This is a genomic window from Ignavibacteria bacterium (assembly GCA_036262055.1).
In the GTDB taxonomy this organism is placed as follows: domain Bacteria; phylum Bacteroidota; class Ignavibacteria; order Tepidaquicellales; family Tepidaquicellaceae; genus DATAJP01.
Genome location: DATAJP010000002.1, coordinates 1151878 through 1166160 on the forward strand (window position 1 = coordinate 1151878; position 14283 = coordinate 1166160).

Sequence of the window (14283 nt, forward strand, 5' to 3'; positions counted from 1 at the left end):
TAAACTGATACTATTATGAGCATAAGAACAGAACGCGTAGCAGAGGAGATTAAGCACCAGATTAACACCGCAATGAGTAAAGACCTCGCCGAACTTCATCTCGGATTAGTAACGGTAACTAAAGTCGTAATGAGTCCCGACTTAAAAATTGCAAAAGTATATCTCACTTTTCTTGGAAGTAAAGAAACTCCTGAAAGAGCTATCGCAAAAATTGATAATCGAAAGAAACACATAAGATATGAGCTTGGGAAAAAGTTAAAACTAAAGTTTACTCCCGACATATTATTTTTTTATGATGATACTGCTGAATATGCAGACCATATAAATAAAATTCTGAACGATATTAAGAAATAGTATTTTCTTAACTCCTTTCAAAATGTCCGAAAGATTTCACAACCCGGAATTAGATAATAAAATTATTTTAGTCGATAAACCGTTAAACCGAACGAGCGCTAATGTCCTTAACATTTTGCGCAGACAGCTTGGAATAAAAAAACTCGGTCACGCGGGCACGCTTGACCCGAAAGCAACGGGACTCCTCATTGTCTGCACAGGCAGAATGACAAAGAGCATTAATGAGTTTATAGATTACGACAAAGAATACACCGGCATAATAAGAATCGGAGCTGTTACCGAATGCTATGACACCGAAAAGGAAGAAAAAGATTTTAAGGACACTTCATTTGTAACTGATGAACTTCTTGAAGATGTTAGAAAAAAATTTGTCGGTGAAATTAAACAAATGCCCCCTATGCATTCTGCGATAAAAATGAACGGAAAACCGCTTTACAAGCTTGCGCGAAAAGGAAAAGAAATCGAAAGAAAGCCGAGAGATATTTTTATCGAAAATTTTTTGATAAAGAGATTGAGCGAAACGGAAGTTTATTTTGACATCACCTGCTCGAAAGGAACATATATAAGAAGCATCGCAAATGATTTTGGTGAAGCGCTCGGAACAGGCGGTTATCTCAAAGAGCTAAGAAGAACAAGAGTTGGAAAGTTCATAATGGAAGATTTTCCTGATGCTGTCGAAGACATAAAATATAAAATCTTGGAAGCTCAGGCATGAAAATAATTTTACTGATGATTTTTGTTTTATTTTCTTCAAATCTCTTTGCACAGAAAGTTACCCTCCCCGTTTTTCAGAAAAACACGATTCAATTTGGCGATTCATCCAACCAGGGAAGCGTTATAGTTTCTGATAAGGGAAGAATTATTTCAAAAAAAGTTATTCTTCCTGTTATTGAAAAACCTGTACAAATCACTGTAAGAATGATTTTGAAATCCGCAGGCGATAGGTGGGATAGGTTTGGAAGCGTTTATCTTTATACTCCAACCGGTAACATCGAACTATTGAAATTCATGACAGGGTTCGGAGTCGGAAATAAGAAAGTGCCTGAACGCGTCAACGTTGGACCTTGGGCTGATGAAATGGAATGCGTGAACGACATCTCCGAGCTTTACCCTCTCTTGAAAGGCGGTGTTGTAATCAATGCAATGATTGATACATGGGTAAATCCCGGCTGGGAAATTACTTTTGAAATTATTTACACACCAAACGAACTTGCCAAAAATCCGGATTTTGTAATTCCGCTTATAAATACAACCGGGCAGTATCCTGATTACAAAGTTTTTGATGCCGGCGGAATATTCGACACACTTGATATAACGCAACAATTTTCAGAATTAAAATTATATTATTATTCTTCAGGACACGGCGGTGATTCTGCCGGTGATGAGTTCAATAAAAAAGAAAATATAATTTCGATAAACGGCTCTCAGGCATTTACGGTAATCCCGTGGCGTGATGATTGCAGAATTTTCCGTAGATATAACCCTACGTCCTCAAAATGGGAAGGAGATATCTGGAGCTCTGATCTAAGTCGCACCGGGTGGTGTCCCGGCGATATGTCTCTGCCGTTTGTTTATGATGTCAATAATTTATTTCATCAGGGTCAGAATACTTTTAACGTAAATGTTATTAACTCTGAACGATTATCAGAGACACTCGATTACTGGAATATCTCCGCTTACTTAATCGGCTATAAATAATTTTTTATTTATTTTTTTATATAAATGATAACTTTTTCTGAAGTAAAAACAGACGAACAACTAAATGAGCTTGCAGCCATTGCAAGCAAAATCTGGAATGAACATTATCCTGCAATCATCGGACAAGTGCAAGTTGATTACATGCTTGCCAAAATGTATAATGTCGATGCAATTAAAGAACAGATTGCACAGGGACAAACTTTCATTGCCGCTTATGATGGAAGCGAAATGCTTGGATTTTTATCATACAGCGTTAAAGATAAGAAAGATTATTTTATTCACAAATGGTATGTCGATGTTTCAAAACACAGCAAAGGAATCGGCAGGGGATTGTTTGATTATGTTTTTAAAGATTTAGAATATAGCACAATTCGATTAACAGTTAATCGACATAACATTAAGCCCATTAATTTTTATTTCAAGATGGGATTTAAGATTGAAAAAATAATCAACATCGACATCGGCGAAGGATTTGTTATGAATGATTTTATGATGCTTAAGGAAAAACCAACCCACTAATTTCACGAATTGACACGAATGTTTTTAAATTTGTGTAACCAATTTTCGTGGAATTAGTGCAATTCGTGAGAAAGTGCTTTGAATTTAGTATAGAAAAAAACCTCTAATTTTCGTATTTTATAATAGTTACAACCGATACAGAGAGATGGCTGAGCGGTTGAAAGCGGCGGTCTTGAAAACCGTTGTGGCCTTGCGGTCACCGGGGGTTCGAATCCCTCTCTCTCTGCAAAATACCAATAAAAAAGCCCTTAAAATGAAAGTTTTAAGGGCTTTTGCATTACATTCAAATGAAGTCATTCCCGCGAAAGCGGGAATCCCATTCGCGAACCCTAAAGGGTTCGGTTACAATTTCTTCTACTTAAACTGCTTCAAAAATCTCACGTCATTTTCATAAAACATTCTTATATCGGGTATGCCGTATTTCACCATCAAGGTTCTTTCAATACCCATTCCGAAAGCATAACCTGTATAAACTTCAGGGTCAATGCCGACAGCTTTAAAAACATTCGGGTCAACCATTCCGCAGCCGAGGATTTCAAGCCAGCCGGTATGCTTGCAGATTCTGCATCCCTGACCTTTGCATAAATAACATTCAACGTCAACTTCCGCAGACGGTTCGGTGAACGGAAAATAACTCGGACGCATTCTTATTTTTAAATCTTTCCCAAAAAATTCGCGTGCAAAATATTCAATCGTGCTTTTGAGTTCTCTGAATGAAACATTTTTATCGACATAAATCCCGTCAACCTGATGAAACATCTCTAAACTTCTTGCAGAAACGTCTTCGTTGCGGTAGCATTTGCCCGGAAGTATAAATCTCACCGGGGGCTTATACATTTCCATTATTCTAATCTGCCCAGGTGTAGTATGAGTTCTTAAAACATAATTATCTTTGTCACCCTGGTTTCTCTTTATAAAAAAGGTATCCTGCATATCGCGTGACGGGTGATGTGCAGGTGTATTCAATGCATCGAAATTATGAAACTCATCTTCAAGCTCAGGACCATCATAAATATTAAATCCGATTTTTCTGAATATATTCGAAATATCCTCAAGCGCCTGTGTGATTAAATGTTTTGTTCCCTCATTATAAGTATAACCCGGCAATGATAAATCAATATTTTCGTCTGATGATTTTAAAGATTTACCAAACTCATCAGTCTTGATATCAAAAAATTCCTGTGCGGAATTTTTTAACTCATTTAAAATTTTCCCTGTCTGACCTTTCTGAGTTTTGTCGAGAGCTTTGAACTCTTCAAATAAATCATTGAAAAGTCCTTTACGAGAGAGATATTTTAAACGGAATGCTTCAAGTGTATTCGCATCGGTGACATTAGCTTTTTCAGCTTCTATTTCGGATTGTATGTTCTGTAGTTTGTCGAGCATTTGCACACCCCGTCCCGACAAGTCGGGACACCCCTCTCAAGAGGGGATTTTGTTTTGAAGAATTGTTGTGTATATAAAAAAGGCAGTTAAAAATAATTTAACCGCCTTGAAAAGTTAATCGTAAAATTTGAAACTATGCGTTTGCAAATTTCACTATTTCGTTGAATGCTTCAATGTTGTTGTAAGCTAAGTCAGCGAGAGTCTTTCTGTTGATGTCAATGTTTTTCTTGTTCAATGCGTTCATCAACTGAGAGTAAGAAGTGTTGTTCATTCTTGCGGCAGCGTTGATACGCGTTATCCACAAGCTTCTGTAAACTCTCTTTTTTAATCTTCTGTCTTTGTATGCATGTGATAAGCCTTTATCTACAGCATTCTTAGCTACTGTATATACTTTGCTTCTGGCTCCCCAGTAACCCTTTGCAGAGTCCATAACTTTTTTTCTTCTGGCTTTTGAAGCTACTTTATTTTTTGAACGTGGCACGACTTGTCTCCTTTAAAAATTTATTGTTTATAAAATTATTCGGCAAGAATCATTCTTTTCACGCGCTTTGAATCGGCTTCCGATACAAGCGTTGCGCTTCTTAAATGTCTCTTTCTTCCCGGTGACTTCTTCGTGAGAATGTGGCTTCTGAATGCTTTTTCTCTTTTGATTTTACCGCCGGAAGTTTTCTTGAATCTCTTTGCCGCTCCGCGGTTGCTTTTCATTTTTGGCATTATCGTAGTTATTTATTTTTTAAACTTATACTTGTTCCTGGTTTAATTGACTGCTTTCTGATTTCGTTTCTTTCTGTTCTTTGCTTTCAGTTTTTTCTTTCAGCTTCTGTTCTTTTTGTTCTTTAGCTTTGTAAGTTTGTATCTTGTTCTTATCAGGAGTAAAATACGCAATCAACTGTTTTCCTTCCATTCTCGGAGGGGCTTCAAGCTTGCTTACATCATCAAGCTTTGCAATTATGTCATCCATTAGCTTTCTTCCAAACTCAGGATGTGTAATCATTCTGCCTTTGAATGTTACAGTCGCTTTTACTTTATGTCCATCTATTACAAACTGATGTAAGTGCTTTGTCTTAAACTCGATGTCATGTTTATCCGTGTTCGGATTGAAACGGATTTCTTTCATTTCAAGCTGTGCAGTATGCTTCTTTGTCTGCTTCTCGCGCTTCTGTCTTTCGTAATTATACTTACCGTAATCGGAAATTTTGCAAACCGGCGGTTTTGAATTCGGTGCTATTTCAATTAAGTCAAGCTGTTTACTCTGAGCTAATTTTAAAGCATCCGAAGTATTCATCACTCCTAACGAATCACCGTTATCATCAATCACTCTAATCTGTGGGACTCTTATGTCCTGATTTATTCGTTCTTTATATCTCTTGTCTCGGATTTTGTCCTCTCTTTAATTTAATTTTTATAAATGAACCCCCATTTATAACTTTTGATTAATCTGTAATTTAACCTTTTCAATAAACTCTTTCAATCCAGATTTACCGGTATCTCCCTTTTTATGCTCCCGGATTGAAACTTCTTTATTTTCCCTTTCTTTTTCACCAACTACTAGCATATATGGGATTTTTTTGGTCTCTGCTTCACGTATTTTATAACCGATTTTCTCGTTTCTATCGTCTAATAAACATCTAATTTTATTAGATTTAAGTTCAGTTTCGATTTTCTTTGCATATTCTTTAACGGCATCAGTTATAGGTAATATTGCCACCTGAACAGGGCATAACCAAAGCGGAAATTCACCCGCATAATTTTCAATAAGCATTCCGGTGAACCTTTCAAACGAACCAAAAGGCGCACGGTGAATAATTATCGGTCTATGCTTTTGCCCATCAGCACCGGTATAAGTTAAATCGAATCTTTCGGGCATGACATAATCTATCTGCACAGTTCCTAATTGCCACTCACGACCGATTGCATCTTTTACAATGAAGTCAAGCTTAGGTCCGTAAAAACTTGCTTCACCGATTCCGATATAATAATCTATACCCATTTTATCTGCGGCTGCTTTCACATCAGCTTCAGCTTTCACCCACATCTCATCATCACCTCCGTACTTTGATTTATTATCAAGGTCACGGAAAGACAATCGGGTTTTAAAATCTTTGAAGCCTAAAGTTTGAAAAACATATTGGGTAAGTTCAATCACATCACAAGTTTCTTCAAGCAATTGTTCCTGAGTGCAATATATATGAGAGTCATCCTGAGTAAATCCGCGAACACGAATAAGCCCGTTCAATTCACCTGACTGTTCATACCGATACACGGTTCCTGATTCAGCAAACTTAACGGGAAGGTCCCTGTAACTTCTCGGCTTTGATAAATAAATTAAATGATGATGCGGACAGTTCATCGGTTTCAAAAGATACTCTTCTTCTTTTCCGGTTTCATCAGCAAACTTAAGCGGAGGATACTGCGAATCTTTGTAATAAGGATAGTGTCCCGATTGTTTATACAAATCTATCTTTGCAATATGCGGAGTAACAACCGGCTGATATCCGCGTTTCAATTGTTCTTCTTTCAAAAAATTTTCAAGCTCGGTTCTTATTATAGTTCCATTTGGAAGCCATATAGGTAATCCACCTCCGACCTTCGGAGAAATCATAAACAGCTCAAGGTCATGACCGATTTTTCTGTTGTCACGCTTTTTAGCTTCTTCGAGAAAATTAACATATTCATCCAATTCTTTCTGTTTTGGAAAGGAAATGCCATAAATTCTCTGCAATTGTTGTCGATTTTCATCTCCGCGCCAGTATGAACCGGATACCGACAATAGTTTTATTGCCTTAACTTTATCGGTTGACGGCAGATGCGGACCTCTGCACAAATCAGTGAACTCACCCTGCTCATATAAAGAAACAACATCTTCATCTTTTGCAATGGTTTCGAGAATTTCTACTTTATAAGGGTCTTTGCGTTTTGATTTAAAAAATTCAATAGCTTCTTTTCTTGGCAGCTCTTTTCTCACAGGCTTCAATCCGCGCTTTGCAATTTCTTTCATTTTGTTTTCAATCTGCGCAAGCTCTTTATCTCCGAATCGAACTTTTGAATCTATGTCATAATAAAATCCATGCTCGATAGGAGGACCAACGCCGAACATTGCTCCGGGAAATAATTCCTCTATTGCCTGTGCCATCATGTGCGAAGTAGTATGCCAGTAAACTTCTTTTCCTTTTTCTGAATCAAACTTATGTAATGTGATTGTTGCATCTTCATTAATAGATGCATTCACATCTTTCATTTTGCCGTTCACTTCGGCAGCAAGAATTTCTTCAGCAAGACGTTTGCTTATTGACATGGCGATGTCATTAGCGCTTACGCCTTTCGGAAATTCCTTCACGTTCCCGTCAGGGAAAGTAATTTTAATTTTGTCTTCCATAAGTTTTATTCCTTAACTTTTTTGTTCAAGTGTTTAAAAAGGAAATTATTAAATAAAAAAACGCCGAGTATTAGAATATCGTTTTACCATAGCACAATATTCACGCTGTTATTCTTAGCGTGTGAATGTTGTTGTGCTATATGTAAAGTTTAAAAACATTTATTCTAATAATCAGCGTTTTTTATAAACTTCTAAATACTTTAAATATTGTGGGCGGTAATGGAGTCGAACCAATGACCTTTACGATGTCAACGTAACGCTCTAACCAACTGAGCTAACCGCCCGTTGGATTATATCAAAATAGCCAATTTTTACGGCTTTTTCAACGCCAAATAAGAATTTAACGCGGAAACTCATAAAATCGGCAGGTTTTAAATATTTTTAGTTGAAAATTTTTTGACAATATTTAAGCTTTATGATTCTTTATAACGTTTTATTCTAATTAAATAAATATTATGCTCAGATTAATTTTATTTTTAAGTTTTACTTTTTTATTTTCATCACAAGTTTTCTCACAGGATGACACAAAGCACCGAATTGACACAATGCTCGATTCTTGTTTAAGCATAACGGAAAATATGTCAACGATGGGAATGGTTGAATGCACGGATAAAGCCGCAAAAGAATGGGATAAAGAAATGAACCGTGTTTATAACAAGCTCAAACAAATCCTTCCGGCAGATGATTTTGAAAAACTTCAGTCCTCACAGCGTGAATGGATTAAATACAAAGACCTGGAAATCGAGGCAATAAATTCAATTTACAGTAAAATGGACGGAACTATGTATATTCCTATGAACGTCAGCGCAATTATGGAACTCACACGAGCACGAACAATTCAATTACAATCTTATTTATTTTTGTTTGAATAAAACAATTATAAATAAATCTTATTGTCATTCCTGCGGAGGCAGGAATCCATCAAAGTAACGCATGCTATTTTTTCTCTGTGTTCTCTGTGGCTTCATTGTGTGCATTTTTCAATTTTCTGGCTCTAATTTTCACTAAGTTTAGCACCAGCGACGTTCCAAGCAAAATCAATATAATACCGCCAATCATATTGATGGAAATATGCTCACCGAGAAAAATAACCGAAAGTAAAATACCGAAAACAGGAATCAAAAAAGTTACTGTCAGTGCTTTTGTCGGACCGACATCTTTCACAAGTTTATAATATAATAGATAAGCTATTGCACTGCACAAAATCGCTAAACACAAAATATTTACCGTTACAGGCAAATTAAAATTAAACGCTTTATCAGATAAAAATACGGTCGGAAAAATAAATGCTCCTCCAAAAAGTTGTGCTATGCCGGTGATACCTGTTGAGTTTATATGCGAGGTTTTCTTCTTCATATAAACACCTGCAAGTCCGTAACACATTGACGCGAGCAAACAAAAAGCGATGCTTAGTATTTCATTCGTTTTTAAGCTCACCGTAGCAATGTTCGTAGTTAGAGCAACACCGAACATTCCAAGAATTAACCCTAATATTTTTTGAAAGTTTAATTTATCTGAAAGCCATATTGCAGAAAAGACAGCGCCGAAAAGAGGCGCAGTAGAATTTAAAATTGCCAGCATTGATGCGGGCAAATGCTGGGCGGCATAAGCAAACAATGTAAATGGGATCCCCGAGTTAAGAACTCCTATAACAAAATATTCCTTATAATACTTTTTAACCTCAGGATTAAACCCGGTAATTAAAAAATAAACAATCATAAAAACTCCACCTATCAGCAAGCGAATCGACGCAGTTGAATATGGTCCAATCTGGGAACCGTAAGCTTTGTGAACATAAATGATGCTCCCCATATTGCTGCAAGAAGAATAAGTCGGAGTAAGTCTGAAATCGACAATAAAATGTGTTGAGTTTATGAAACAATATACATACAAAATTACAAATTGTTTCACATATACAACAACCGATAAATTAACATATAATTTTTTGGTGGTTAAAAGATGATACCTATTATTTCACAAGCATCATCTTTTTAGTGGCGGTAAACTTCTTTTCTCCCGAAAGAGAAAAGAAGTTTAGTGTGTATAAATAAACACCTGCGGGGGAACTTTTAGCATTCCAGTCCACAACGTACTCACCGGGACTGAAATTTTGTTTTGCAAGCGTCTCGACTTCGCGACCGGCAATATCGAAAATTTTTATCTGTACAAATCCTGAGTTTAGTATTTCAAAATTTATTTTTGTAGATGGATTAAAAGGATTGGGATAATTCTGATGAAGCTTAAAGTTATCCGGCAACTGTGAAGAAATCTGTTCAACTCCTACGCCAAAGTTTTCAGTCCATAATACTGTGCCGATTGCTCCGCATGCTACGGCTACGTTTTCGTTGAACATATAAACTGACTGCAAATCATTTATTGTCGGGCTTAAGCTTATGTCCCAGCTTGTTCCGCCATTCAATGTTTTAAAAATTAATCCGCCGCTTCCGACCATGAAACCCTTTGATGCGTTTGCAAAATCTATTGAGTTAATGCCGTTCAAATTTCTTACAAGAGTATCCCACGTTGCGCCTCCGTTTGCAGTTTTGTAAAGAGTGGTTCCAACAATCCAACCGTGCTCTGCATTTAAGAAACTGGAGCTTTTGAAAATCCCTCCGAACTCCGCAATTTGATTCCAGTTAGCTCCTGCTAAGGTTGTTTTATAAACTCTTCCATTATCACCGCAGGCATAACCTGTTGTATTGCTGACGTTATCGATTGTATAAAATGTGTATGTATTGCCCGTATATTGCTGAACCCAGTTAAGTCCGTAATTAACAGTTCTGAAAATTTTTCCGCCTTCACCGCATATTAATCCTGTTCCATCAGGAGAAAGTGAAACCGAAGTTAAAGCACTTGAAACTCCGCTCGATGCTTCCGACCAATTAAGTCCACCGTTATTAGTCCATAAGATTTTTCCTGATGAACCTACGCAAACACCTGAGTTTTCATTTGCGAATGATATTGATAAGAGATAATACTGTGAATGCTGATTGACAAGCGACCAGTTAATTCCGTAATTTGTTGACATGTAAATTCTTCCGTCCTCACCGCATGTAAAGAGAGTTTGCAGGTTTGTCATGGTGATGTCATATAACCTTCCGCCGAAATCCGTACTTATTTCCTTCCAGCCAAGCTGAGCATTTGCAGAACCGTATGCAAAAAGCAATAAGAGTAATAAAATTTTTTTCATTATCTGAGCAGGGTATAATTTAATTTTATTTTTTCAGAATCATTTTTTTAATTTCAGAAAAATTTTCTGTTTCGAACTTATAAAAATAAACTCCCGATGGATAATTCGCGGCATTCCATTCAACCTCATAAGAGCCTGTAGTCATATTCTGATTTACAAGTGTCTCAACATTCTGTCCCAATATATTATAAACATTCAATTTCACAAAAGAACTTTGCGGAATCGAAAAAGAAATTTTAGTTGTTGGGTTAAACGGGTTAGGGTAGTTTTGCGAAAGATGGAAATTACTAATTTGTGATGAAATTTTAGTTATTGAAGTGGTTGTAGTATCACCGTAAACAACCCCATTAATTTTGCATCCTATTAACGTATCCCAGATATTATGGTTGTATGGACCTGAATAAGAACTGGCGATTGAGGATATAAGACCAATATTTTTTGCAAACTTTCTAAACCCACTACCACCTGTAGTAAATTGAGAATTATAACTATATGAATATTTTTTTTGAGATGTGAAAATCCCAAATGCAATTACATTGTTAATTTCCGAGTACACATGCTTGTGACTGCATGTTTCAATCAAAGAATCACCTAAATTTGCAGATAAATTATATAAAGAGCATTCTTGTATTCCTGATAATTTTACAAAATGACCGGTTTGAGGATTGAACCTATAATATTCTGAGTTTAATGAATAAAAATTGATTATGTTATAATATTTTATATTATTAATTACAGTATCTTTTTTAACTTCAGTTTTATAATATGAAATTATTGGAATACCAGAAGGACCAGTATAAGAAGATTTATATACCCAAAAATTTCCAACTTGCAAAGGGAAGTATCTCGATGAGGTTGTATCAATTTCTTGTGAATAACCCTTTACTGCCGGCAGCATTATTATTGAAACTAAAATCAGTAATTTTAACTTCATATATTATAAATTTTATAACCTATTATTCAGGGAATGGCATTTCTCCAACTTAAATTAAGCAATTTTTAAGCCAAATACTAAACTATTAATTATTAATAGTTTATAAAAATTAACATAATAATTATACTATATAAATAAGTTATATGAATAGTTCTGGTAATACTTATTACAAATACAATTGGGCAAACAATGAAAAGCGTAAAACATTAAAAGGAAGGGTATGTATTTTAATTTCAAGAGGCAAAATGAATTCATGCTGTATTGAATTTATTGATAATCATCAGCGTGAAATCGTTTCACTGAATTCAATCAGAAAAACTCATTTAGAAAAATCTTTATTTGACTAACTTCTTGCCTCTTACCTTTCACCTTTGATTTTTTATAATTATTTTACATCTCAACTCACAGATTTTTTCAAATCTTTAAACGCATATCTTATTGGATACCTTAACTGAAACTCAAACAATACAAGTCCTCGACAAAGGATTTATTGAAGTAATTGACAAACTTGGAACCGACCTCACCGTTGCGAATTCTGCACGCGTGTCATTCGGAAAACGTAAAACAGTTTTCGATGAATCCGACAGGAAGCTCGTAAAATTTCTTGCAAAGCATAAACATTGGTCGCCGTTCAGACATCTTGTTGTGCAATTTCACATTAAAGCGCCGGAGTTTGTGATGCGCCAATGGTATAAGCACGTTGTCGGAATCGAAACAACATCATCTTACGCAACCAAAGACCACGCATGGAATGAAATCAGCGGAAGGTATGTGCCTGTTGCGGATTATTATATACCGTCTAACTGGAGAAGACAATCAGAAAATAACAAGCAGGCATCGGAAGGAAGCATCGATGACCAGGAAACGGCTAACAAAGTTTTTACCGAAGCAATGGAATTGATGATTGCTCATTATGATAAATTACTTGAGCTTGGTGTTGCAAAAGAGCAGGCGAGGATGATTCTTCCGTTAAATCAATATACTGAAGTCTACTGGACTGCATCATTTCAGGCAATAATGAATTTCATCGAGTTGCGCGATGAAGCAACAGCTCAGTGGGAGATTCGCCAGTACGCAATAGCATTAAAAGAATTGATGCTCGAAATTTATCCTGAAACAACCCGCATCTGGTTTGAAGTAAACCCCGGGAAGTAATTTTTTAGATATCAACACAAAATCACTAAACCACAAAATTATAAAACACTATAAAAGTTTTGTGTTTTCGTGCTTTTGTGTTAAGACTCTGAAAGTTATCCTCTCGAAAAAATACTTTTCAAAACATGCTTTGCAACTTCAGGGTTTTCCTTGAATCTTCTTATTGAGTATTCATACCATCTCATCCCAAAAGGAACATAAATTCTCATTCTATGTCCATGCTTTAAAGTTTCATCACGCAAACGTTCCTGAACACCTAACAGCATCTGAAATTCATATTTATCATTTGAAAGTCCGAGCTCTTTAATGATTTGTTCTGCACCTTTAATTAAATAATCATCATGAGTTGCAATTCCGCAATATGAACCTGCCTCAAGGGCAATCTTTAAAATCTTTAAATAATTATCCCGCACTTCCTGGTATCCTTTAAAAGCAATTTCTTCCGGTTCGACATAAATACCTTTGCATATTCTGAAGTTGGCACCGATTTTTATGAGGCGTTTTATGTCGGCTTCGCTTCTTTTCAGATATGCCTGAATGACAATGCCGACATTAGTGTAATCTTTACGAATTCTTTCAAAAATTTGAATCGTATCTTCGGTAACAGATGAATCTTCCATATCAATTCTTACAAAAATATTTTTCTTGTTTGCGTTGTCAACTATTTCTTTTAACAATCCGTAACAAAATTCCTTATCAATTGTTAAGCCCATCATCGTAAGCTTAACCGATAGATTGCAGTTAAGTTTATGCTCTGCAATAGCATCAAGAACCTCTATATTTTCATTCTTGGATTTTTTGGCTTCATCTTTATCTGTAATGCTTTCACCAAGCACATCGACAGTTGCCATGAAATTTCTCTCGTTAAGATTCGTAACAGTTTTAATAGCATCCTTTATGTTATCGCCTGCAATGTATTTATTGGCAAAAATTTTTACGATTTTTTTCGGAAAAATTGGTATGGTATGAACAATGAGGCTATTGAAGAATCCCATTAATTATATTGAAGTATCAGATGCAGTTTTATTTCAAAGCAAAATATGGAATTAAAATTTTGCTTTAAAGTCTAATTTATGATTGAGTTATAACGAGAATTGTTGTTGGTGAAAACACCAACAACGGCAGAAATCTATATTATTAATGCGTACTTGAATTCCCCTCTTGAGAGGGGTGGTGCCGATGAAATCGGCAACGGGGTATGTTATGGGGGTAAATAAATTCCTGCTTTCGCAGGAATGACAAATGGTGTGTCTATAAAAAACAAATCCGGCTTGCGCCGGACTTGATACGGAAAGAAAGTAACCCTCATTAACTTTCTTCCGTTTTTTGAGTATGAAGGGAATTTGGTTTTTATGCGCGGACGGAAGGGTGACCGAACATAAATCTTTTTCAACAGGGAAAATTTGTTGTTTATTGAAACTTATATTTAAAGAACAAAGGAGCCGAACCCCGGGATGGTTACCCCCGGGATTCGGGGAGAGAAATTCCTCCGTACTAAAATCCTACATTGAGCGTAAAGAACTGGTTAGTGCCTTCGTTAAATCTGTCTTTGGACTGGACTCTGTAAGCATAATCAAAGCCGAGTGTTACTCCTGAGAAAGGATATTTCACTCCTGCTCCGAATGATGGTCCGTACAATGACTCACCGTTATCTTTTGCCTGAGGACTATA

General features: G+C 36.1%; 15 protein-coding genes and 2 tRNA genes. 7 read left to right on the forward strand and 10 right to left on the reverse strand.

Features of this window, described 5'->3' with window-relative positions; translation table 11 throughout:
* Positions 1-15: 15 nt before the first annotated feature.
* From rbfA to VHP32_07035, 5 genes are all read left to right on the forward strand, one after another.
* Positions 16-354: a 30S ribosome-binding factor RbfA gene (rbfA, locus tag VHP32_07015; GenBank protein HEX2787641.1), complete on the forward strand. Its 339-nt coding sequence runs from the start codon at positions 16-18 to the stop codon at positions 352-354.
* Between the two features lie 22 nt (positions 355-376).
* Positions 377-1069 (forward strand): tRNA pseudouridine(55) synthase TruB, encoded by a 693-nt coding sequence (truB, locus tag VHP32_07020; GenBank protein HEX2787642.1) that lies wholly within the window; start codon positions 377-379, stop codon positions 1067-1069.
* Complete coding sequence (locus VHP32_07025) at positions 1066-2052, forward strand: peptide-N-glycosidase F-related protein (protein ID HEX2787643.1); 987 nt, start codon at positions 1066-1068, stop codon at positions 2050-2052. The genes truB and VHP32_07025 overlap by 4 nt, the downstream gene beginning before the upstream one ends.
* A 24-nt stretch (positions 2053-2076) precedes the next feature.
* Positions 2077-2571 carry a GNAT family N-acetyltransferase gene (locus VHP32_07030; GenBank protein HEX2787644.1) on the forward strand — a complete coding sequence of 165 codons (495 nt, stop codon included), beginning with the start codon at positions 2077-2079 and terminating at the stop codon, positions 2569-2571.
* 139 nt (positions 2572-2710) lie between these two features.
* A tRNA-Ser gene (locus VHP32_07035) sits at positions 2711-2797 on the forward strand.
* Between the two features lie 128 nt (positions 2798-2925).
* Here the strand turns inward: VHP32_07035 and pheS are convergent.
* The 6 genes from pheS to VHP32_07065 form a co-directional block, all read right to left on the reverse strand.
* Positions 2926-3957, reverse strand: a complete 1032-nt coding sequence (gene pheS / locus VHP32_07040) for a phenylalanine--tRNA ligase subunit alpha (GenBank protein ID HEX2787645.1) — start codon at positions 3955-3957, stop codon at positions 2926-2928.
* A gap of 133 nt (positions 3958-4090) precedes the next feature.
* Positions 4091-4438 (reverse strand): 50S ribosomal protein L20, encoded by a 348-nt coding sequence (rplT, locus tag VHP32_07045; GenBank protein ID HEX2787646.1) that lies wholly within the window; start codon positions 4436-4438, stop codon positions 4091-4093.
* Positions 4439-4473: 35 nt separating this feature from the next.
* Entirely contained in the window at positions 4474-4671 is a 198-nt protein-coding gene (gene rpmI / locus VHP32_07050; GenBank protein HEX2787647.1) for a 50S ribosomal protein L35, read from the reverse strand.
* Between the two features lie 25 nt (positions 4672-4696).
* A complete protein-coding gene (infC, locus tag VHP32_07055; protein ID HEX2787648.1) occupies positions 4697-5335 on the reverse strand; it encodes a translation initiation factor IF-3 in 639 nt (212 codons plus the stop codon).
* Positions 5336-5377: 42 nt separating this feature from the next.
* Positions 5378-7333 (reverse strand): threonine--tRNA ligase, encoded by a 1956-nt coding sequence (gene thrS, locus VHP32_07060; protein HEX2787649.1) that lies wholly within the window; start codon positions 7331-7333, stop codon positions 5378-5380.
* Between the two features lie 210 nt (positions 7334-7543).
* Positions 7544-7617 (reverse strand) — tRNA-Val (locus VHP32_07065).
* A gap of 171 nt (positions 7618-7788) precedes the next feature.
* On the opposite strand from VHP32_07065, the gene VHP32_07070 reads away from it, so the two are divergent.
* Positions 7789-8205, forward strand: coding sequence for a lysozyme inhibitor LprI family protein (locus VHP32_07070; protein ID HEX2787650.1), 417 nt, complete (start codon positions 7789-7791; stop codon positions 8203-8205).
* Between the two features lie 64 nt (positions 8206-8269).
* Here VHP32_07070 and VHP32_07075 read toward each other — a convergent pair whose 3' ends face one another.
* From VHP32_07075 to VHP32_07085, 3 genes are read right to left on the reverse strand one after another with little or no spacing between them, the layout of a single operon-like run.
* On the reverse strand, positions 8270-9244 hold the full coding sequence (locus VHP32_07075; protein ID HEX2787651.1) for a DMT family transporter: 975 nt from the start codon (positions 9242-9244) through the stop codon (positions 8270-8272).
* A 58-nt stretch (positions 9245-9302) separates the two neighbouring features.
* Positions 9303-10523: a YCF48-related protein gene (locus VHP32_07080; GenBank protein ID HEX2787652.1), complete on the reverse strand. Its 1221-nt coding sequence runs from the start codon at positions 10521-10523 to the stop codon at positions 9303-9305.
* Between the two features lie 25 nt (positions 10524-10548).
* Positions 10549-11457 carry a T9SS type A sorting domain-containing protein gene (locus VHP32_07085; protein ID HEX2787653.1) on the reverse strand — a complete coding sequence of 303 codons (909 nt, stop codon included), beginning with the start codon at positions 11455-11457 and terminating at the stop codon, positions 10549-10551.
* 438 nt (positions 11458-11895) lie between these two features.
* Between VHP32_07085 and thyX the strand changes: the two genes are divergently transcribed.
* The gene (gene thyX, locus VHP32_07090; GenBank protein HEX2787654.1) at positions 11896-12612 is read left to right on the forward strand and encodes an FAD-dependent thymidylate synthase; all 717 of its coding nucleotides are present in this window, start codon (positions 11896-11898) and stop codon (positions 12610-12612) included.
* A 95-nt stretch (positions 12613-12707) separates the two neighbouring features.
* On the opposite strand, the gene VHP32_07095 is transcribed toward thyX, so the two are convergent.
* A complete protein-coding gene (locus VHP32_07095) occupies positions 12708-13607 on the reverse strand; it encodes a proline dehydrogenase family protein (GenBank protein HEX2787655.1) in 900 nt (299 codons plus the stop codon).
* Between the last annotated feature and the right edge of the window lie 676 nt (positions 13608-14283).

Excerpts from the sequence above, each read along its gene's own strand:
- rbfA (HEX2787641.1), top strand. The coding sequence starts at position 16 with ATGAGCATAAGAACAGAACGCGTAGCAGAGGAGATTAAGCACCAGATT.
- VHP32_07085 (HEX2787653.1), bottom strand. The coding sequence starts at position 11,457 with ATGAAGTTAAAATTACTGATTTTAGTTTCAATAATAATGCTGCCGGCA.
- truB (HEX2787642.1), top strand. The coding sequence starts at position 377 with ATGTCCGAAAGATTTCACAACCCGGAATTAGATAATAAAATTATTTTA.
- VHP32_07025 (HEX2787643.1), top strand. The coding sequence starts at position 1,066 with ATGAAAATAATTTTACTGATGATTTTTGTTTTATTTTCTTCAAATCTC.
- VHP32_07070 (HEX2787650.1), top strand. The coding sequence starts at position 7,789 with ATGCTCAGATTAATTTTATTTTTAAGTTTTACTTTTTTATTTTCATCA.
- VHP32_07080 (HEX2787652.1), bottom strand. The coding sequence starts at position 10,523 with ATGAAAAAAATTTTATTACTCTTATTGCTTTTTGCATACGGTTCTGCA.
- rpmI (HEX2787647.1), bottom strand. The coding sequence starts at position 4,671 with ATGCCAAAAATGAAAAGCAACCGCGGAGCGGCAAAGAGATTCAAGAAA.
- VHP32_07030 (HEX2787644.1), top strand. The coding sequence starts at position 2,077 with ATGATAACTTTTTCTGAAGTAAAAACAGACGAACAACTAAATGAGCTT.
- pheS (HEX2787645.1), bottom strand. The coding sequence starts at position 3,957 with ATGCTCGACAAACTACAGAACATACAATCCGAAATAGAAGCTGAAAAA.
- VHP32_07095 (HEX2787655.1), bottom strand. The coding sequence starts at position 13,607 with ATGGGATTCTTCAATAGCCTCATTGTTCATACCATACCAATTTTTCCG.
- thrS (HEX2787649.1), bottom strand. The coding sequence starts at position 7,333 with ATGGAAGACAAAATTAAAATTACTTTCCCTGACGGGAACGTGAAGGAA.